The sequence below is a fragment of the Streptomyces sp. cmx-18-6 genome, assembly GCF_046548915.1.
GTDB lineage: Bacteria > Actinomycetota > Actinomycetes > Streptomycetales > Streptomycetaceae > Streptomyces.
Window position 1 is genome coordinate 318570 of the sequence record NZ_JAEBEP010000009.1, and the last position, 19205, is coordinate 337774.

15 protein-coding genes are annotated in these 19205 nt (G+C 72.9%); 4 read left to right on the plus strand and 11 right to left on the minus strand.

The genetic code is table 11. The features are described 5' to 3' along the window. Positions 1 to 846 (minus strand): LLM class F420-dependent oxidoreductase, encoded by an 846-nt coding sequence (locus ACLJPL_RS22735; RefSeq protein ID WP_411082721.1) that lies wholly within the window; start codon positions 844 to 846, stop codon positions 1 to 3. Positions 847 to 1098: 252 nt separating this feature from the next. Between ACLJPL_RS22735 and ACLJPL_RS22740 the strand changes: the two genes are divergently transcribed. Continuing rightward, positions 1099 to 2673, plus strand: a complete 1575-nt coding sequence (locus ACLJPL_RS22740; RefSeq protein WP_411082722.1) for a CehA/McbA family metallohydrolase — start codon at positions 1099 to 1101, stop codon at positions 2671 to 2673. Between the two features lie 60 nt (positions 2674 to 2733). Here ACLJPL_RS22740 and ACLJPL_RS22745 read toward each other — a convergent pair whose 3' ends face one another. Then, positions 2734 to 3459 (minus strand): hypothetical protein, encoded by a 726-nt coding sequence (locus ACLJPL_RS22745; protein WP_411082723.1) that lies wholly within the window; start codon positions 3457 to 3459, stop codon positions 2734 to 2736. 236 nt (positions 3460 to 3695) lie between these two features. On the opposite strand from ACLJPL_RS22745, the gene ACLJPL_RS22750 reads away from it, so the two are divergent. Further along, positions 3696 to 4163 carry a sel1 repeat family protein gene (locus ACLJPL_RS22750; RefSeq protein ID WP_411082724.1) on the plus strand — a complete coding sequence of 156 codons (468 nt, stop codon included), beginning with the start codon at positions 3696 to 3698 and terminating at the stop codon, positions 4161 to 4163. A gap of 223 nt (positions 4164 to 4386) precedes the next feature. Here ACLJPL_RS22750 and ACLJPL_RS22755 read toward each other — a convergent pair whose 3' ends face one another. After that, positions 4387 to 7287 (minus strand): GNAT family N-acetyltransferase, encoded by a 2901-nt coding sequence (locus ACLJPL_RS22755; protein ID WP_411082725.1) that lies wholly within the window; start codon positions 7285 to 7287, stop codon positions 4387 to 4389. A 126-nt stretch (positions 7288 to 7413) separates the two neighbouring features. On the opposite strand from ACLJPL_RS22755, the gene ACLJPL_RS22760 reads away from it, so the two are divergent. Further along, positions 7414 to 8142, plus strand: coding sequence for a siderophore-interacting protein (locus ACLJPL_RS22760; RefSeq protein ID WP_411082766.1), 729 nt, complete (start codon positions 7414 to 7416; stop codon positions 8140 to 8142). 49 nt (positions 8143 to 8191) lie between these two features. Here ACLJPL_RS22760 and ACLJPL_RS22765 read toward each other — a convergent pair whose 3' ends face one another. The 8 genes from ACLJPL_RS22765 to ACLJPL_RS22800 all read right to left on the minus strand — a co-directional run bounded on the left by ACLJPL_RS22765 (position 8192) and on the right by ACLJPL_RS22800 (position 17457). Further along, on the minus strand, positions 8192 to 8353 hold the full coding sequence (locus tag ACLJPL_RS22765) for a hypothetical protein (RefSeq protein WP_411082726.1): 162 nt from the start codon (positions 8351 to 8353) through the stop codon (positions 8192 to 8194). Between the two features lie 54 nt (positions 8354 to 8407). Further along, a complete protein-coding gene (locus tag ACLJPL_RS22770) occupies positions 8408 to 9991 on the minus strand; it encodes an APC family permease (protein WP_411082727.1) in 1584 nt (527 codons plus the stop codon). 240 nt (positions 9992 to 10231) lie between these two features. After that, positions 10232 to 11698: an aldehyde dehydrogenase family protein gene (locus tag ACLJPL_RS22775; protein ID WP_411082767.1), complete on the minus strand. Its 1467-nt coding sequence runs from the start codon at positions 11696 to 11698 to the stop codon at positions 10232 to 10234. A 32-nt stretch (positions 11699 to 11730) separates the two neighbouring features. Continuing rightward, positions 11731 to 13470, minus strand: coding sequence for an N-acyl-D-amino-acid deacylase family protein (locus ACLJPL_RS22780; protein WP_411082728.1), 1740 nt, complete (start codon positions 13468 to 13470; stop codon positions 11731 to 11733). A 287-nt stretch (positions 13471 to 13757) separates the two neighbouring features. Then, entirely contained in the window at positions 13758 to 14879 is a 1122-nt protein-coding gene (locus ACLJPL_RS22785; protein WP_411082729.1) for an LLM class flavin-dependent oxidoreductase, read from the minus strand. A 135-nt stretch (positions 14880 to 15014) separates the two neighbouring features. Next, a complete protein-coding gene (locus ACLJPL_RS22790; protein ID WP_411082730.1) occupies positions 15015 to 15800 on the minus strand; it encodes an SDR family NAD(P)-dependent oxidoreductase in 786 nt (261 codons plus the stop codon). A gap of 10 nt (positions 15801 to 15810) precedes the next feature. Continuing rightward, positions 15811 to 16719 (minus strand): TIGR03619 family F420-dependent LLM class oxidoreductase, encoded by a 909-nt coding sequence (locus tag ACLJPL_RS22795; protein ID WP_411082731.1) that lies wholly within the window; start codon positions 16717 to 16719, stop codon positions 15811 to 15813. Between the two features lie 330 nt (positions 16720 to 17049). Beyond that, positions 17050 to 17457 (minus strand): ArsR/SmtB family transcription factor, encoded by a 408-nt coding sequence (locus tag ACLJPL_RS22800; RefSeq protein ID WP_411082732.1) that lies wholly within the window; start codon positions 17455 to 17457, stop codon positions 17050 to 17052. Between the two features lie 284 nt (positions 17458 to 17741). On the opposite strand from ACLJPL_RS22800, the gene ACLJPL_RS22805 reads away from it, so the two are divergent. Beyond that, complete coding sequence (locus ACLJPL_RS22805; protein ID WP_411082733.1) at positions 17742 to 19142, plus strand: peptidase; 1401 nt, start codon at positions 17742 to 17744, stop codon at positions 19140 to 19142. Positions 19143 to 19205: the final 63 nt, after the last annotated feature.

Here is a 19205-nt window from a genome sequence, read left to right on the forward strand (position 1 = left end):
TCAGAGGTGCGCCGCGTACCCGTCCAGCACCCGCAGCACCTCCGGCTCGCCCGCCGGGGGCAGCTGGAGCACGACCTCCTCGATGCCCAGGTCCGCGTAGTGGGCGAGCTTCCCGGGGTCGGGGAGGACGGCGTACGGCACCACCTGGAGGTCCTTCGCCTCGCGCCCGGCCTCCTCCCAGACGGCCCGCAGCTTCGGCACGGACTCCGTCAGGCCCCGGCCGCCGATGGGCAGCCAGCCGTCCGCGTGCTCCGCGATCGCCGCGAACAGCTTCGGGCCCGCCCCGCCGCCGATCAGGGTGCGCGGGCCGACGAGGGGGCCGCGCGGGGCCCGCACCGGTTTCGGGTACGCGAAGCTCGCCTCGACCGACCCGAACTCCCCTTCGTACGCGGTCGGTTCGGCCGACCACAGGGCCCGCATCAGCGCCAGCCGGTCGCGGAGCAGCTCCCGGCGCGTGGACCAGGTGACCCCGTGGTCGGCGGCCTCCTCGACGTTCCAGCCGTAGCCGACGCCGAGCGTGAACCGGCCGCCGGAGAGGTGGTCCAGGGTCGCCGCCTGCTTGGCCAGGTCGATCGGGTCGTGCTGGGCGACCAGCGTGATCCCGGTGCCGAGCGCGATCCGCTCGGTGACGGCTGCCGCCTGGCCGAGCGCCACGAACGGGTCCAGGGTGCGGCCGTACTCGCGGGGCAGGTCGCCGCCCGCCGGATACGGGGTGCGGCGGCTCACCGGGATGTGGGTGTGCTCGGGCAGGTAGAGCCCGGCGAACCCGCGCTGTTCCAGCTCGCGCGCCAGCCGCACGGGCGTCACCGTCTCGTCGGTGAGGAAGATCGTTGTGGAGATCCGCATCAAGAGCCCCTCCGTCGTCGTCAATCGGTCATTGAGTCGATCGGTCCTTGAGTCGATCGGTCCTTGAGTCGATCGGTCACTGAGTCAACAGATCACTCAGTCAACAGATCACTGAGTCGATCGGCCAGTGAGTCGATACGCCATCAGTCAGTACGCCATCAGTCGGCACGGCGTCCTTCTGTACGCCGTCCGTCGTCCGTACGCAGCGCCAACGTAAGCCGTACGTCGGTGAAATCCGAGACCGTGGTGGCCATGAACACCGACCACGAACCGAACGCACCGCAGCCGGACCCGCGACCGCGGCCGCCCCGGACGCCGATCGCCCGCCGCGGCCTGCTCGCCGGGAGCGCCGCCGCCGGCCTGACGCTGACCGGGGTGAGCTTCGCCCAGGCCGCGCAGAGTTCCGGGGGATCCACCCACACCCGTACCGTGCGCGGCACCCTCCCCGCCACCTCGCCCGACTACGTCTACCTACCCGTCGACGTTCCGCGCGGGGTCGGCGAGATCGCCGTCTCGTACGCGTACGAGAAGCCGCCGGTCCCGCCCGGCGTCCAGGGCAACGCCCTCGACATCGGCCTCTTCGACGAGCGCGGCACGGATCTCGGCGGGCATGGCTTCCGGGGCTGGTCGGGCGGGGCCCGTACCTCCTTCTTCGTACGGGGCGACGCGGCGACCCCCGGCTATCTCGCCGGCCCGGTGCGGGCCGGGACCTGGCACATCGTGCTGGCCCCCTACACGGTCGCGCCCGAGGGCCTGCCGTACGAGGTGACCGTCACCCTGCGGTTCGGGGAGCCGGGCCGCACTCCCGCACCGGTGTACCCGCCGGAGCGGGCGAAGGGGCGGGGGCGCGCCTGGTACCGGGGCGACTGCCACATCCACACCGTGCACTCGGACGGGCGGCGCACCCCGGCCGAGGCAGCCGCCGCCGCGCGGGCCGCCGGGCTCGACTTCATCAACAGCAGCGAGCACAACACCTCCTCCGCGCACGGGGCCTGGGGCGGGCTCTGGGGCGACGACCTGCTGATCCTCACCGGCGAGGAGATCACCACCCGCAACGGCCATGTGGTCGCGGTCGGCACCGACCCGGGCACGTTCGTCGACTGGCGCTACCGGGCCCGGGACCAGCGGTTCGGCCGGTACGCCCGGCAGGTGCACCGGGCCGGAGGGCTCGTGGTGCCGGCCCACCCGCACGCGACCTGCATCGGCTGCAACTGGAAGTTCGGCTTCGCGGAGGCGGACGCGGTCGAGGTGTGGAACGGCCCCTACACCCCGGACGACGAGATCGCCCTCGCGGAGTGGGACAACGCGCTCATCGCCTCCGTACAGGGAGCGGTACGGGGGTCGATGGGCTGGCTCCCCGCCCTCGGCAGCAGCGACGCCCACCGCGAACCGGACCGGCTGGGCCTGCCGCAGACGGTGGTGCTGGCGGACGACCTGTCCCGGCGCGCGATCCTCGCGGGCCTCCGGGCCGGCCGCTCCTACCTCGCCGAATCCTCCGACGTCACCCTCTCCCTCACCGCGTCGGACGGGCGCGGCCGGCACGCGGGCATCGGCGAGCGGCTGCGCCCGGCGTCGGCGGACGCCCCGGTCACCGTACGACTGGAGGCCACCGGCGTCCCCGGCCTCACCGCCCGCCTCGTCACCGACCAGGGCCCCCTGCTCACCGCCGCGCTGCCCGCCTCGGGCCGGGGCGTGGTGGAGTGGCGCACGACACCCGGCCGCTCCGCCTACGTACGCGCCGAGGTCCGGCACCCGCCGACCGTGCCGGGGCTGCCGGGGGCGTTCGCGGCGCTCACCAATCCGGTGTTCCTCGGTGGGGGCCAGTAGTTCGGGCGGGCCGCACGCGAGACGCGGCGGTCAGGCATGCCGGGTACCGGCCGTCGCCGCTCACCGGTCCGGCAGAACGAGGAAGATTTCGGAGAACGTGAGGCCGTGCCGGTCGGTCACCAGCCCGCACGGGCAGCCCAGGGTCACCCGCTCCCAGTCGCAGGCCACCGTCCAGGGGCCGTCCGCACGCGCGCACCCGGCGCAGCGGACCGTGTCGGCCGTCCACACGTCGTGGGCGGGCCTCCCGTAGTGCCGGAACCGGCCCGCGTACCGCTCCTGCCAGGGAACGGCCGAGGGCGTGCGGGGGGCGCTCCCGGGCGGGGCGGGGGCGGCCAGAGCGGTGAACAGCGCGATCAGGTCGGGCAGCAGGGCTTCCCCCGCCCCGGTCGGCGGCTCCTGCGAGCCGTCAGCCGTGTCCTGGGGGATCGGATAGTGCGGGGCGGCCGCGGCGGGCGGTGGATTCGGAGCGGCGTACCACGGCAGGAAGGCGCGGGCGACTGCGGCCGACAGGGCTGCGGCCGGGGGACTGACCGCCCCGGCGTCGAGATGGTGGACGGCGGCGCGCCAGATTCGTTGGAGCCGCCGGTCGCGGTCCACGGCGCGCGCCCGCGCACTGTCGGCCCCACGGGTCGGGAGGGGGGCGGCCAAGCGGTGGAGGACCTGGGCCGCCGCGTCGGCGTCCGCCGCGTCCGGGCGCCATTCCCCGGCGTCCAGCCACTGCCGGGCGCGGGCCGACTCACGGCTCAGGGCGAGGACCGGCAGCCGTGGGGGAGGGGAGATCGTCACTGGAGTGTCCTGACTGGAGTGCCCTGGCTGGAGTGCCCTGACCGGAGTGCCCTGACCGGAGTGCCCTGGCTGGAGTGTCCTGTCTCGGGCGGTGCCCGCCCGCTGGTGATCGGACGGCCTGCGGATCACTTTTCAGGGCTTTCGGCGGGACCGGCCGGGCCCCACGGTACGGAAAGCGCCGGAGGGGGAAAGCAAGGGGGCACGGAGAGCTGACCCCCGGAAGGACGTGGGACGGGATGGGAACGGGGCTGGGCCTGGGCTTCTTCCTGTTGCCCGCGGGTGGCGCGCTGAGTCTGACCGGCGTGATCACCGGCAACGGCACGCTGATCGGCCTGAGCTGGATCATGTGGCTGCTCGGCGTCCTGCTGCTCTTCGCCCGCCGCGACCGCCGCCCCGCGTCCCCGGAGGCGCTGGCCGCCGCCGCTGCCGCCGGGGACGCCCGCGCGGTGCGGCGGCTGCGGACGCTCGCCCTGGCCGCGCGGGGCGAGGGGCGGCCGCGGGCGGCGGAACGGATGCTGCGGCAGGCGGCGGAGGCCGGTGACGTGGAGTCGATGTGGGAGCTGGGCCGCCTGGTCCAGGAGCGGGACGGGACGGTGGCGGCGGAGCCGTGGTTCCGGATGGCGGCCGGGCACGGGCACGTCGTCGCCAAGCGCCTCTTCCGGGAGGGCGGGACGCTGGACCCGGACGGGACGGAGCCGCTGTAGCCGGGCCGGGGGTGGGGTCGCCGTGGCCCACCGGGGAGGGTGGGGCCGGCATGGCCCACCGGGGAGGGGGGGTCGGCGCAGCCGTACGACCCCTGTACGTACGGCTGCTGCGGGCCCACCCTTCCCCAGCCCAGCCCAGCCCAGGCCCCCCAGCTCAGGCCAGACCCACCGCCCCCAGCCCAGACCAGACCCCCAGCTCAGGCCAGACCTACCGCCCCCCGGCTCAGGCCAGGCCCAGCGCCGCCCGGGTCAGGAACGCCAGCCGGGCCGTCTTCTCCGGCTTCTGGATCTCCGGGCCCAGCTCGAACCCGACCCGGACCATCCGGGCGAGCGCCTTGTCGTTGCGGGCGTCCGGCTCGACGACGACCCGCAGGTGGGCCGGGTCGCTGAAGACGTAGCCGATGAACGCGGTGAGGAGGGCGTCCGTGTACCCCTTCACCGCTCCATCGCCCTCGGCGGGGGCGATCAGCAGGTGGATGCCGAAGTCGCCGGGCTGGACGTCGTAGCACTCGCCCACCGGGTCGGCGTCCGGTTCGTAACTCTGGAAGAGCGCGGCCGGGACGCCGTCGCGCAGGGCCAGATAGGCGTGGTGCGTGGGCAGCGAGTCGACGAACTCGTAGATCTCCCGCACCTGTTCGCGGGTGTGGTCGGCCATGCCCCAGAAGCGGGCGCGCTCCTCGGTGACCCAGCCGTGCACAAGGTCGGCGTCGGCCGCCGGGTCGACCGGGACCAGGCGGACCACGCCGAAGCCCTCGACCTTCTGCTCGTGCACGGCGGGGCGCAGGGCGGGGACGGTGGTGGCGGTCATGGCGGTGATGTTCTCCTCGGTGCGGCGCAACAGGTTCCAGTCGGTGACCACCGGGGCCAGTGCGCCGCTCGCCCACAGCTCCCTCTGGTCGCGGTGGTGGGCGGAGCCCGGCACTCCGGACGCGCCGAACGGCACCACCCACAGGCTGTCCTCACGGCGGGCCAGGTCCCAGACGTACCGGGCGGCGGGCCCTCGCGCGAAGAGGTCGGTGATCCCGGGGACGCTGGACGTGGAGAGCACGCAGTCGTGGTCGCCCGCGAGCCCCGGCCACACCTCCTCCGGCGTCGCGTCCGGCAGCGCCTGCCACGGGGAGACCCGGTGGACCTCGCCCCAGGCGCTCGGGCCGGCGCCCTCCGCGTGCGTGGCGGCGACCGCCTCCGCCGAGGCCGCGACGATCGCGAGGCGGTCCTCGTACGGGAGGAGCCCGACCGTGAGCAGGGTCTCCAGCGCATAGCCGATCCGGGGCACGGCGGCGAGCCAGGGGCGGAAGAGCGGCGGGTACGCGGTCGAGCGCCAGGGGTCGGCGTCGCCCGTGACGGCGCTCAGGGCGGGGTGGCCGGCCAGTCGGTGCACGACGTCCGCGCGCAGCCGGGCGTAGAGGGTGGCGTCGGTGCTGTCCGCGTCCATGTGGCGGTCCCAGCGCAGCAGCCGGTCCCGCAGGCGTTCGGCGTCGGGGCCGAGGTCCGGGGCCCAGGCCAGCAGGGAGAGGAGGCGGCGGGAGGAGGCGAGGCGGGTGTCGGTGTGGACGGCGGCCATGTCGGCGGCCGACCAGGGCGGGCCGGTGGTCCCGCTCCCTCCCGCGCCCGGCGGCGTGCCGAGCAACTCCCTTATGCGGTCGGCCCGGTGCGGCGGTGCGAACTCGACGCCGAGGGGGGCGGCGAGGCCGCGCTCGTTGGCCATCACGGCGGTGCCGGTGGCGGCGTCGACCTCGGTACGGGGCAGGGGCTCACCGCCCTCGCGCCAGGCGTACACGGGGTCGTGCGCGGGCACGACCCGGAGGCGGTTCTCGTACGGGCGTACGGGGACGTGCCCGGCGACCCGGTGCAGGGTGGCCCCCGTGGTGTCGGCGGCCAGCACCACGTTGACGGGCTCGACCCAGCCGTCGAGGGCGGCGTCGAGATCGGCCACCGTACGGGCCCGGAGCAGCGCGGGCAGCACGTCGAAGCCGAGGTCGCCGGTGACGCGGGGCGGGTAGCGGAGGCTGATGAGGGGTGCGCCGGAGGCCGCGCCGGTGTCCGGATCATCACGGTCGATGCCCTGATCACCCCGCACGTCCCCGAACCCGTCACCGTCCCCTACGTCCCCGAAACCGTCACCGTCCCCTACACCCCCGCACCCGTCACCGTCCTGTACGTCCCCGATGATCACCGGCCCCCGGTCCGTCTCCACGACCTCGACCGTCTCCGGCTCGCCCCCGGCCACCTCGATGGTCTCCGTGTGGGCGTGGACCCGGTACCAGCCGTCCGGGCCGAGCGCTTCGACGTCCCCGTCCGCCGTGCGGCGCACCCGCTCCCGGTAGAGGTCCTGGTAGTCGGCCATCGCGTTGGTGATCGCCCAGGCCACGCCCCCCGTGTGCCCGAAGTGGGCGATGCCCGGGACGCCGGGGACGGCGAGGCCCACCACGTCGAACTCGGGGCAGGCGAGCCGGAGTTGCTGGTAGACGCCGGGGTCCTCGATGAAGCGGTGGGGGTCGCCCGCGATGACCGGGGCCCCGGTGGCGGTGCGGGCTCCGGTGAGCAGCCAGCCGTTGCTGCCGGCGGTGCCGGGGCCGTCCGTCGCGAAGAGGGTCATGCGGTCGTCGCCGAGCCGGCGGGCCACCTCTTCGCGCCAGAGTTTGGTGGGGAACCCCGCGAACAGGATGTGGGTGGAGAGCCAGACGCCGAGCGGGGTCCAGGGCTCCCAGCGGCCCGGGGCGAGCCCGGCGGCGGCGAACTCCGGTGCCCGGGCGGCCCCTTCGGCCAGGCCCGCGTCGACCCCGTCGACGTACGCGTCCACCCAGGCGGCGGTCTGCGGCGCGAGTTGGTCGTAGCAGCGGCGGGCGGTGTCCGCGAGCCGGGCCCGCCGGGCGAACCGGTCCCAGTCGAGACCCTCCGCACCCAGGTACGCGGCGGTGGTCCCCCGCACCCGGTGGCGCTCGGTCTCCAGCTGCCAGGCGCGGTCCACGGCGGCGTTGTGGCCCTGGGCGCGGGCGAGCGCGAGGGCGCTGCCGGCCCGCAGGTGGGGTATCCCGCAGTCGTCCCGGAAGACCTCGAAGCCGTCCGGCCCCCGACCCCGCCCGCTCTGGCCCGGTCTCTCGCTGTCGACGTCAGCGGTCATCGCTCTGCCCATCCCCTGCTCCCGGTGGTTTTCAGCCACTCCCCAGCCCCCGAGATTTAGGTTAGCCTAACCTAAAGTGACCCTTTGGGCAGTGGGCCGGGGCACCAGGGGAAGGCGGGCGACACCGTGGGTCATGGCTGGGAAGGCGTGGTTCTCAAACTGTTCCGGGGGCGGGACTTCACGTTCACCGTGACCGGTGCGGAGCAAGTCACCGACCGGTTCCGCCGGGTGCATCTGACGGACGGCGGACTGCTGGCCGCGACCGGCGGGGCGCACCCGACGATGTGGGTGCGGCTCTGGTTCGAGAACGCCGGCAAACCGCATCAGCGCGCCTACACCCTGGTCGACCCGGATCCCGAGGCCGGGACCTTCAGTCTGGAATTCGCCCTCCACGAGGGGCCCGCCTGCGACTGGGCGCGGGCCACGAAGCCGGGCGACACGGTCGACGCGACGCTCCAGGGCACCGGCTTCACCCTGCCGGACCCCGCGCCGAAGCGGCTCTTCGTGATCGGTGACCCGGCCGCGCTCCCCGCGATCAACTCGCTGCTGGACGCGATCCCGGACACCCCGGCGACGATCTGGTTCGAGACCTCGGACGAGGACGACCGGAAGCTGCCGTTCCGGCTCGACGAGGCCCACCACACCCTGCACCACGTCGAGCGCCGCGAGGCCGGTGCGCACCTGGTGGCCGAGGTGAAGGCGGCCCTGCCGGGGCTGCTGGGCGAGGACCACTCGGACGCGTACGTCTGGGTCGCCTGCGACACGTCGACCACCCGGACCCTGTCCGCGTACCTCCGCAAGGAGCTGGGCCTGCCCAAGGACCGGGTGAACGCGCTGGGTTACTGGCGGCCGTAGGGCCTGTCGTCGAACTGTCGCGCAGGGGCTCCGGCACGCGCCGGGGCCCTCACGCGTTCCGGGACCGCAGCGACCTGCGCAGCAGGACCCCGCCGATGCCCACCAGGCTCGGGAAGCCGCTCTTCGGCATGGCGATCGTGCCCACCGCGCCGATGGCGCCGTGGGCGATGCCGACCACCTGGAGCAGACGTCCCGCCGAAGCTCGTGTCATGGCCTCATCGTACGAGCGGCCCGGCCGCTCCCGGGGGCCGCCTCGCCCCGGCCCTCAGTCCTCGACCACGAGGGCGGGGGTCTCCTTCGTCAGGACCTCGCCCCGGAAGAACGCCGGGCTGCGGCGCTCCATCGCGACCATCAGCACCACGCCCAGGAGCAGCAGCCCCACCCCGATGACGAAGACCGAGCCGACGCCGAGGACCGAGGAGCCGGAGCCGTACGCCGGGTCCCACATGTCGTAGAGGGTCTTGGCGAACACGGCGGCCAGCAGCAGGCCCCCGACCGCCGGGAAGAGGCCCTTGAAGACCAGGTCCCGTCCGGAGCGGGTCAGTTCGGCGCGGAAGTACCAGACGCAGGCGAAGGCGGTCAGCGCGTAGTAGAAGCAGATCATGAGGCCGAGCGCGTAGATGGTGTCGATCAGGACGTGCTCGCTGATCAGGGTCATCACGGTGTAGAAGACGCCGGTGCCGACGCCCGCCGTGATCGTCGCCCGGCCGGGCGTCTTGAAGCGGGGGTGGACCTTGGCGTACGAGGCCGGCATCGCCTCGTACGCGGACATCGCCAGGACCGTGCGGGCCACCGGGATGAACGTGGTCTGGAGGCTGGCGGCGGCCGAGGCGAGGACGGCGACGAAGAGCAGCACGCCGAGGCCGGGGCCCATCACCGGTCCGGCGAGGGCGGCGAAGACGTTGTCGGAGGTCTCCGGGTTGGCGAGGCCGAGCCCCAAGGCGCCGGAGCCGACCGCCATCTGGGCGGCGATGCCGGTGGCCAGGTAGGAGCCGACCAGGACGACCATCGCGATGAGCGCCGCGCGGCCCGGGGTCTTCTCGCTGCCGGTGGTCTCCTCGTTGGCGGTCAGACAGGCGTCCCAGCCCCAGAACATGAAGATCGAGAGGGAGAGGCCCGCGGTGAAGGCCGCGAAGGACTGGACGGCGAAGGGGTTCAGCCAGGACCAGGAGAAGTCGATCGAGGTGGCGAAGGACGCGTCCGCGCCGCCCGCCTTGGACAGGGCCATCGTCACGAAGAGCGCGAGCACGGCCAACTGGAGCCCGACCAGGGCGTACTGGACGCCCTTGGTGGCGGTCATCCCCCGGTAGCTGATCGCGGTGGCGGCGGCGATGAGGGCGAGGCAGGTGCCGATGTGGACGAGCTTGTTGTCGTCCAGGGCGGCGATCGAGGCGCTGTTGGCGACCTCGCCGGCCAGCAGCCAGAAGTACGAGGTGGCGACGCCCGCCAGGTTGGACAGGACGATGATCGTCGCGATGACCAGGCCCCAGCCGCACATCCAGCCGACGCGCGGCCCGAACGCCTTCACCGTCCAGGTGAAGGAGGTGCCGCAGTCCGGCATGGCCCGGTTGAGCTCGCGGTAGGCGAAGGCGACGAGCAGCATCGGCAGGAACCCGGCCAGGAAGACGGCGGGCATCTGCACGCCGACCTCCCCGGCGGTGGAGCCGAGGGTGGAGGTCAGGCAGTAGACGGGGGCGACGGTGGAGACGCCGATGACGGCGCTGCCCATGAGGCCGACGGAGTTCCCGCCGAGGCCCTTGCCCCGTACGCCGCCGTGTGCGGCGGCGTCGGCCGGGGCGCTTCCCCGTACCGTGTCTCCGGCCCGTGGCCGCGCGTCCAGCTGAGTCATGAGAAGGACGTTATGCGCTGCGATATCCACATCCGGAGGGTGAGACTCCAGCGTCTCACCCTTGGTTACACGGGCCGATATTGGATGAATACTTCATCAATTCAAGGTCACATGCGCGTGAAGCCTTGCAATGCATGCCGGTCACATGACGGTGGCCACGTACGGTAATCGCAGCACTGTCCGTTTCATCCCGTTTCAAAATTTTCCCGCGCTGTACGGGAACCCCCTCGGCACAGGCCCTCAGCCGGGCCAGACGATCGCCTGCGTCTCGCTGTAGGCGTGCAGCGCGTACGAGCCCACGTCCCGTCCCACGCCGCTCTTCTTGAACCCGCCGAACGGGGCCTCCATGTTCCGCCCGACCGTGTTGACGCCCACCCCGCCCGCCCGCAACTGCCGGGCGACGCGGAAGGCGCGGGCCACATCGCCGGACCAGACGTAGTCGATGAGGCCGTAGTCGCTGTCGTTGGCGAGTACGACGCCCTCCTCCTCGTCGTCGAAGGGGACGACCACGACGACCGGGCCGAAGATCTCCTCGCGCACGACCCGCATGCCGGGGGTGCAGTCGGCGAGGAGGGTCGGGGCGACATAGAAGCCCCGGTCCAGGTGGGCGGGCCGGGCGCCGCCCGCGACGACCCGCGCGCCCTCCTTCCGGCCCAGCTCCACGTACGCCTCCACGCGGTCGCGGTGGGCGGCGGAGATGACCGGGCCGACGACGGTGGCCCGGTCGGCCGGATCGCCCACGGTGAGCGCGCCGGCGTACGCGGCCAGCAGGGCGATCAGCTCGTCCTGCCGCGACCGGTGGACCAGGACGCGGGTCGGAGCCGTACAGATCTGTCCGCTGTAGAACGAGAAGGTGGTGCCGATGCCCGCGACGGCGGAGCCCAGATCCGCGTCCTCCAGGACGAGCGCGGCGCCCTTGCCGCCCAGCTCCATCAGCTGCCGCTTCATCCCGCGCCCGCACACCTCCGCGATGCGCTGACCGACCGCGGTGGAGCCGGTGAAGCTGACCATGTCGACGTCCGGGGAGTCCACGGCGGCCTCTCCCGCCTCCGCGCCCGAGCCGGTGACGACGTTCACCACCCCCGGCGGAACGCCCGCCTCCGCGAGGGCGGCGGCCATCCGGTAGACGGAGAGCGGGTCCTGCGGGGCGGGCTTCACCACGACCGTGTTGCCCATCGCGAGAGCGGGCGCGATCTTGCCGGCCGGGTTGGCCCAGGGGTTGTTGTACGAGGTGACGCAGGTGACCACGCCGACCGGCCGGCGGGCGGCCAGCGCCCCGAAGACCCCGGCCCGCCCCATCGGCCCGGCCTCGTTGATCTGCGGCGCGATCGGCTCCTCGACGGGCTCCAGGGCCCCCCGCGCGTACCGCCGGAAGCGGGCGATGCCGACCCCCACCTGCATGCCCCGGGCGGTGGAGGCGGTGGCTCCGCTCTCCGCGCGGGCGACGTCGGCGTGGGCGGGGAAGTCCCGCTGGATGATGTCGGCCGTACGGTCGAGGATCGCGGCGCGCTCCTCGGGGCGGGTGCGCGACCAGGGCCCGAAGGCCGCCCTGGCCGCCGCCGCGGCCTCGTACACCTGGGCGCGGCTCGCCTCGGGGGCGAGGCCGACGACCTGCTCGGTGGCGGGGTCGACGACCTCGTAATGACCGTGGGCGGGTTCGGTCCACTCCCCGCCGACGAAGAGCTTCCCGGGGCCGTCGTGGTTCACGCCGGCCGAAGGGCTTCCGGAGCCGTGGCCGCTCACGCCGTACTCACCGTCCGGGTGTCGCGGCCCGAGCGCAGCACCGTCCCCGGCACCGCGCCCGTCACCTTGTCGTCGCGCAGGGTCTCCACCCCGTTGACGCGTACGGACACGATCCCGATGGCCTTGGAGTCCAGGCGCGGGCTGTCCCCGGGCAGGTCGTGGACCAGGGTGGCGGGTCCGGCATCGATGCGCTCGGGATCGAAGAGGACCAGGTCGGCGTGGAAGCCCTCCTCGATCCGGCCGCGTTCGCGCAACCCGAAGAGGCGGGCCGGGTCGTCGGTGAGCATCTTCACGGCGGTGGTGAGCGGCACGAGTTTCCGCCCGCGCAGACAGTCCCCGAGGAAGCGCGTCGTGTACGGGGCCCCGCACATCCGGTCCAGGTGCGCGCCCGCGTCGGAGCCGCCGAGCATCACGTCCTCGTGCTCCCAGGTGCGCCGGCGCAGCTCCCAGGAGTCCGGGTCGTTGTCGGTGGGCATCGGCCACAGGACCGTACGCAGGTCGTCGGCGGCGCAGATCTCGACCAGGCAGTGGAAGGGGTCCTGCCCGCGTTCGGCGGCGATGTCGTTGACGACGCGCCCGCCGAGCCCTTCGTTGGCGGGGCTGTAGGTGTCCCCGATGACGTACCGGCCGAAGTCCGCGAGCCTTCGGAAGACGCCGGCCTCCTTGCTGTCGGCGCGGCGCAGCATCTCGGCGCGGGTGGCGGCGTCCCGGAGGCGTTCGACGCGCTCGGGCACGGGGAGGGCCAGGATCTCGCCCCAGCCGGGGATGAGGTTGAGGGCGCAGAAGGTGCCGAGGGACATGTTCATGGGGGTGAGGATCGGCATCGTGAGGGCGACGATCCGGCCGCCGGCCGCGCGGGCGCGTTCGCTGGGGATGAGCTGGCGCGGTACGCGTTCGGGGACGGCGGCGTCGATGGTGAGCACGTTCCAGTTGAGCGGGCGTCCGGCGGCGGCGCTCATGTCGACGAAGAGGTCGATCTCCTCGTCCGAGAACTGGTCCAGGCACCCGGCGACGATCGCTTCGAGCTGGGTCCCCTCGTGCTCCCCGACCGCGCGGGAGAGCGCGAGCAGCTCCTCGGGCCGCGCGTGCCGGGAGGCGACGGGCTCGCCGTCGCCGTCCGAGTGGGTGGAGGACTGGGTGGTGGAGAGCCCCCAGGCCCCGGCGTCCATGGCGTCGTGGAAGAGGGCGAGCATGGCGTCCAGCTGGGCCGGGGTGGGCTGCCCGCCCACGGCATCGGCACCCATGACATGCCGCCGCAGGGCACAGTGCCCGACCATGAACCCGGCGTTGACGGCGATACGTCCTTCGAGGGCGTCGAGGTACTCGCGGAAGGTTGACCAGGTCCAGTCGACGCCTTCCTCCAGGGCCGCCAGCGCCATCCCCTCGACCCGCGACATCATGCGGCGGGTGTAGTCGGCGTCCTCGGGCCGGTCGGGGTGCAGGGGCGCGAGGGTGAACCCGCAGTTGCCGCCGGCGACGGTGGTGACGCCGTGGTTCATGGACGGGGTGGCGTAGGGGTCCCAGAAGAGCTGGGCGTCGTAGTGGGTGTGCGGGTCGACGAAGCCGGGGGCGAGGACCAGGCCGTGGGCGTCCTCGCTGGTGACGGCGTCCTCGGTGACGGTCCCCGGCTCGGCGACGACGGCGATGCGGCCGTCGCGGACGCCGACGTCGGCGGTGTAGGCGGGGCCGCCGGCGCCGTCCACGACGGTCGCGCGGCGGATGAGGTGGTCGAGCATGACGGTTTCCCTTCTGGGGGTTGCTTCCCCGGGGCGGGTGGGGCTGCCGTCCCGGGGTGGTGGACGGCCGGGGTGCGCACGCTTGGCCGCGGTGCGTACCCCGGCTCACCTGGGCGACGGTCCGGGATGACGCCGCCCCGCTTTCGGCGGGGGCTCCGCCCCCACACCCCCGCTCCTCAAACGCCGGAGGGGCTTGATTGGCCCGGCCCGCATATTCAGCCCCGCCGGCGATTGAGGCGCGGGGTCCGGGGCGGAGCCCCGTGTGGGTCCGGGGTGGGCCGGCCGCCTCAGGCCGTGGCTCGGAATCGCGAGGTCCGATGGACCGGATCCGTGTCGATCTTCGGAATCACCTGCTCCCCGATCAGCCGGATCGTCGTCATCGTGTCCTCGGGACTGATCCCGATCGGCAGCCCGAAGCTCAGCTGATCCGCCCCCGCCTGATCCCACCGCCGGCACTGCTTCAGCACCTCGTCCGGGTCCCCGCAGATCATCAACTCCTCAGCGATGAGCAGCTCGACGATCTCCTCGGTGTACTCCGGCAGCAACTGCGGCCACTCCGGAACCCCCTCCGGCCGGGGAAACGTGTCGTGGTAGCGGAACAGCAGCGACTGGAGGTAGTTCAGCCCCCCGCCCACCGCGATCTCCACCGCCTTGGCGTGCGTCTCGGCGCAGATCGCGGTGGAGGTGACCATCACGTTGTCGTTGACGAACGCCCCGACCGGCTCCGCGTCCTTGACCGCGTTCTTGTAGGACTCGACGACCCACTCCATGTCGGAGACCTTCTGCACGCTGAACCCCAGCACGCCGAGCCCCTTCCTGCCCGCCATGGCGTACGAGGACGGCGACCCGGCCGCGTACCACATGGCCGGGTGCCCGGCCCCGTACGGCTTCGGCAGGATCTTGCGCGGCGGCAGCGACCAGTGCTTGCCCTGGAAGCCGACGTACTCGTCCTGGAGCCACATCTTGGGAAACTCCGCGATCGTCTCCTCCCACAGCTCCTTGGTGTGGTTCATGTCGGTGACGCCCGGCATGAACCCGAGGATCTCGTGGCTGCCGGCCCCGCGCCCGGTGCCGAACTCGAAGCGCCCTTCGGAGAGATGGTCGAGCATGGCGACCTTCTCCGCGACCTTCACCGGATGGTTGACGGGCGCGAGCGGGTTGAAGATGCCCGAGCCGAGGTGGATGCGTTCGGTGGCGTGCGCGAGATAGCCGAGGTACACGTCGTTGGCGGAGAGGTGCGAGTACTCCTCCAGGAAGTGATGCTCGGAGGCCCAGGCGTACTTGAAGCCGGACTTGTCCGCCTGGATGAGGTACTCGGTCTCCTCGATCAGTGCCTTGTGCTCTGCCTCGGGGTCCACCTTGGCGCGCGCGGCGGGCACGTACCCCTGAACAAAGAGCCCGAATTCCACGGAGGTTCACCGTCCTCAAGTATGACTGCCCAAGTCTTCCCGACGGTTTCTGACGCACCGTCAGATTATGGTGCGACCGACTGTTCCACCGCCGCCCCGACCCGTCAATAGCTGACGTCACGTCAGGTGCCCCGGTCAGAACAGGCTGACCCCCGCCAGCCACCCCCCGTCGATGACGAACGGCTGCCCGGTGATGTACGAGGAGTCCTCGGCGGTCAGGAAGAGGGCCAGGGCGGCCACCTCCTCGGGCCGCCCGATCCGCCCCATCGGCACGAGCTTGCGGTAGTACGCGTCCAGCGCCGCGTCCGACCTGCTCAGGTCGGCGTCCGGGTCGAGCAGGGCCGGGTTGCTCATCGCCGTGTCGATCGCGCCCGGACAGATCGCGTTGACCCGCACCCCCTTGCCCGCCAGCTCCAGCGCGGCCACCCGGGTCAGCCCCAGGACGGCGTGCTTGGTCGCGGCGTACGCGCCCACCAGCGCCATGCCCGTCAGACCGGTGTACGAGGACGTGTTGACGATCGTCCCGCCGCCCGCCGCCTCGATCTCCGGCGCGATCGCCCGGATGCCGAGGAACGCGCCCGTCAGGTTGACCTGCACCACCTGCTGGAACTCGGCCAGCGGGGTGTTGACGAGCTCGTTGAAGCGCAGGATGCCCGCGTTGTTGACGAGCCCGTCGATCTTCCCGAAGGCGTCCCGGGCCACGGCGACGGCCGCCGCCCACTCCTCCTCCCGCCCCACGTCCAGCCGCGCGAACCGGGCGACGTCCTCCCCCAACTCCTTCGCCAGTGCCTCCCCTTGCTCGACCAGCACATCGGCCACGATCACCCGCGCGCCCTCCGCCGCGAAGAGCCGCGCCTCCTGCTCGCCCTGCCCGCGCGCCGCCCCGGTGACGAGGACGACCCGCCCGTCCAGCTTGCCCATGACGCTCTCCCTATGCCGCGAGTAGAGGGGCCACGTCCGCACCGAACGCCGCCATCTGGTCGGTCAGTTCATCCACGCTCCGGCTCCGGAACCGCACCTGGATCTGGTGCACGCCCATCGCCCCGTACGCCCGCAGCGACTCCGCCAGCTTCTCCGGCTTCCCGGCGAGGGCCCGCCGCCCGACCGGCCACCCGGGCTCACCGACGTACAGCGGCTCGGTGATCGCACCGATCACGATCGGCTCCTCGACCCCCGCCTCCTCCCGCAGGGCGTGCACCCGGGCGATCCGCGCGGGCAGCCGGTCACGGGGATCGCCCTGCGGGAGCCAGCCGTCACCCCGCACGGCGGCCCGGCGCACGGCGGCGGGCGACGATCCGCCCACCCAGACCGGCACCCGTTCCTGGGCGGGACGCGGGAGTTGACCGAGCCCGCTGAAGGAGAACCGCTCCCCCGCGAACTCCGGGTACTCCTCGGGCCCGAGCGCCGCCCGCAGCGCGTCGATCGTCTCGTCGAGCACACCCCCGCGCCCGTCGAAGTCGGCCCCGACCGCATCGAATTCCTCCCGTACGTGGCCGGCCCCGACGCCCAGGATCAGCCGGCCGCCGCTGAGATGGTCGAGGGTGGCGTACTGCTTGGCGGTGACCAGCGGATGGCGCAGCCCGACGACGGCGACATGGCTCATCAGCAGCACGCGTTCGGTGACCCCGGCGAGGAAGGAGAGCGTGGCGACGGGGTCGTACCACACGGTGCTCATCCCCTCCGCGAGCCGTCGCGGGATGGCGATGTGGTCGCAGCTCGCGATGTAGGCGAAGCCGCCGCGATCGGCGGCCCGGGCGATGCGCGCGAGGTCGGCGGGGGTGGCCGCCGCCTCCCAGGGTTCCGCGTAGATGGCGCTCTGCGACTGGACGGGGAGCTGCATCCCGTACGCCGGCGGCCCGCCGGGCGAGGGGAGGGGTGGGGGGAAGGCTTGGGGGTGGGGTTGCGGTGGCGGCTGCGGGAGCGGTTGTGGTGGCGGCACGGCGGGCTCCTTCTCCTTCGACCCGGCCCGGGGCGATCCCCGCCGTCCCGGGTGACGGCCGCCATCGTCGTACCTGACGGGTCATCAGACAAGGGGGCGGGGGAAGCCCGTACCGGCCCGCTGCCGGGCGACCGGGGGCGCGGGTTCGGCGGTCCGGCTACGAGCGCCGGTGCGATCGCTCCGGCATCGCCCGCCCCGCGTACCGGCCCCCCACGCGTCGCCGGCCGCCGGTCAGACAGCGGAAGCGGCCGACGCGTCTCCGCGCGGCCCGGCCGCTTCCGCCGGGCGGGCGAGGCCGGTGGCGAGCCGGTCGGTCGCCTCGGGCACGAGCCGGTAGTACACCCAGGTCCCACGGCGCTCGGAGGCGACCAGCCCGGCCTGCTTCAGCAGTTTGAGGTGGTGGGAGATGGTCGGCTGCGACAGGTCGAACGCCGGTGTCAGATCGCAGACGCAGACCTCCCCGCCCCGGCGCGAGGCGATCATCGACAGCAGCCGCAGCCGCACCGGGTCGCCCAGGGCCTTGAAGACCGAAGCGAGTTCGGCGGCCTGCTCCGCCTCCAGCGGGGCGGTGAGCAGCGGTGGACAGCAGGGGTCCTGGACGCCGTCCTGACCGAGAACCACCAGCTCCTGCTTCGACATACCCCTACATTGACACCCATCAATTCAGTACGCAAATATCAGTGCGCACCTAGCGGAGGCCCCTCTCATGGTGTTCCTCACACCCGGAAGGCAGCCCGGGAGAGCAACTGCCCCTTTCGCGCCCTCTGTCTGTCCGGCTTCTGCGCCCATCGGCCCGGAAAGGCCGAAAACACCCGCCGCTCGGGGGCGCTTACGCCATACGATCACCGCTGGTCGCCCGCGTGTTCCACACCGCTGCGGCGGTCCGCTCCCATTCTCTTCGTTCCGGAACCCCAAGGGCTCATGTGAAGATTCGCCGCATTCTCGCCACGGCCGTCGCCGCCGCCGTGACCACGCCTGCCGTCATGCTCTCCGTCACTCCCGCGTTCGCCGACACCAAGCCCTCCGCGCAGACGCAGGACAAGCCGACGCAGAACGAGCAGGCGCAGAACGAGCAGGCGCAGGACAGGCAGGTGCAGGACAGGCAGGCCCAGAACGAGCAGGTGCAGGACAGGCCGGCGCAGGGCAAGCAGGCGCAGGGCAAGCCGACCGTCAAGGAGCTCGAAAAGGCGGCGGCCGAGGCGCAGAAGGCGTACGACGCGGCCGTCACGGCCAAGGAGACCGCGCGGACGGCGCAGCAGGCGGCGGAATCCGACACCGCGCCCCTCACGGTGGCGGCCAAGGCCGCGCAGAAGGCCGCGGAGGACGCCGCCGCCGCGAAGACCACCGCCGACCAGGCGGTCACGGACGCGCAAGCCGTGCTCGACGACCTGCCCGAGACGGCCACCGATGAGAAGAAGGCCGCCGCGGCGAAGACCCTCTCCGAGGCCCGGGCGACCGCCGCCACGGCGGCGACGGCCAAGGACACGGCCGACACCGCGGCCAGGACCGCGGCCGGCCTCGCGAGCGACGCACGGATCGCCGCGGCCCGCGACCTCGACCAGGCGACGAAGGCCCTGGAAGCGGCGTCCGCCGCCAAGACCGCCGCCGACGAGGCCCTGGCCCGCGCCAAGAAGGAGGAGGACCAGGGAGACAGGAAGTGCCCGCCCGAGCCGGGCCTCACCACGGTCGTCAGCGGCTTCCCCTCCACGGTCGCCGCCGGCACCTCCACCACCTTCTCGGTCCGGGTGTCCAACGGCACCGACAAGGACATGGAGCAGGTCCTCACGTACGCCAGCGCCACGGCGTTCGACACGGACACCTTCGAGGACATCACCGAGTTCCTGCGGCTCAAGTGGTCCACCGAGGCGTCCCCGAAGTGGAAGAACGTCGACGGCGACCTCTACGTCGACGCCATCGGCGCGCTCAAGCGCGGCGAGAAGGCGGACGTCAAGCTGCGTCTCGACGTCGACGCCGCCGCCCCGGCCGGGCAGGGCCTCACCTTGATCGCCGGCGACTACTTCAACGAGGACGGCTGCGGCATCACTCCCGAGGCCGCCGTGAACGGGTTCGACATCAAGGCGGCGGCCAAGCCGAGCAAGCCCAAGCCCACCCCCACTCCCGTCCCGAGCACCCCGGGCAACTCCGTTGTCACGCCGCAGAGTTCGGGTTCGGGCATCCCGGCGAACACCACGAACGGCACCCTCGCCGCCACCGGTTCGTCCGACGCCACCTCGCAGATGGCCCTCACGAGCGGGGCGGCCGTGCTGCTGGGCACGGGCGCGATGTTCCTGGCGCGCCGCCGCAGGGCGGGCTCCGACGCCTGAGCCGCGGGCGCGTAAGCCGTACGAATGCGGAGTCCGCACGCACGTGGAGTCCATACACACGTG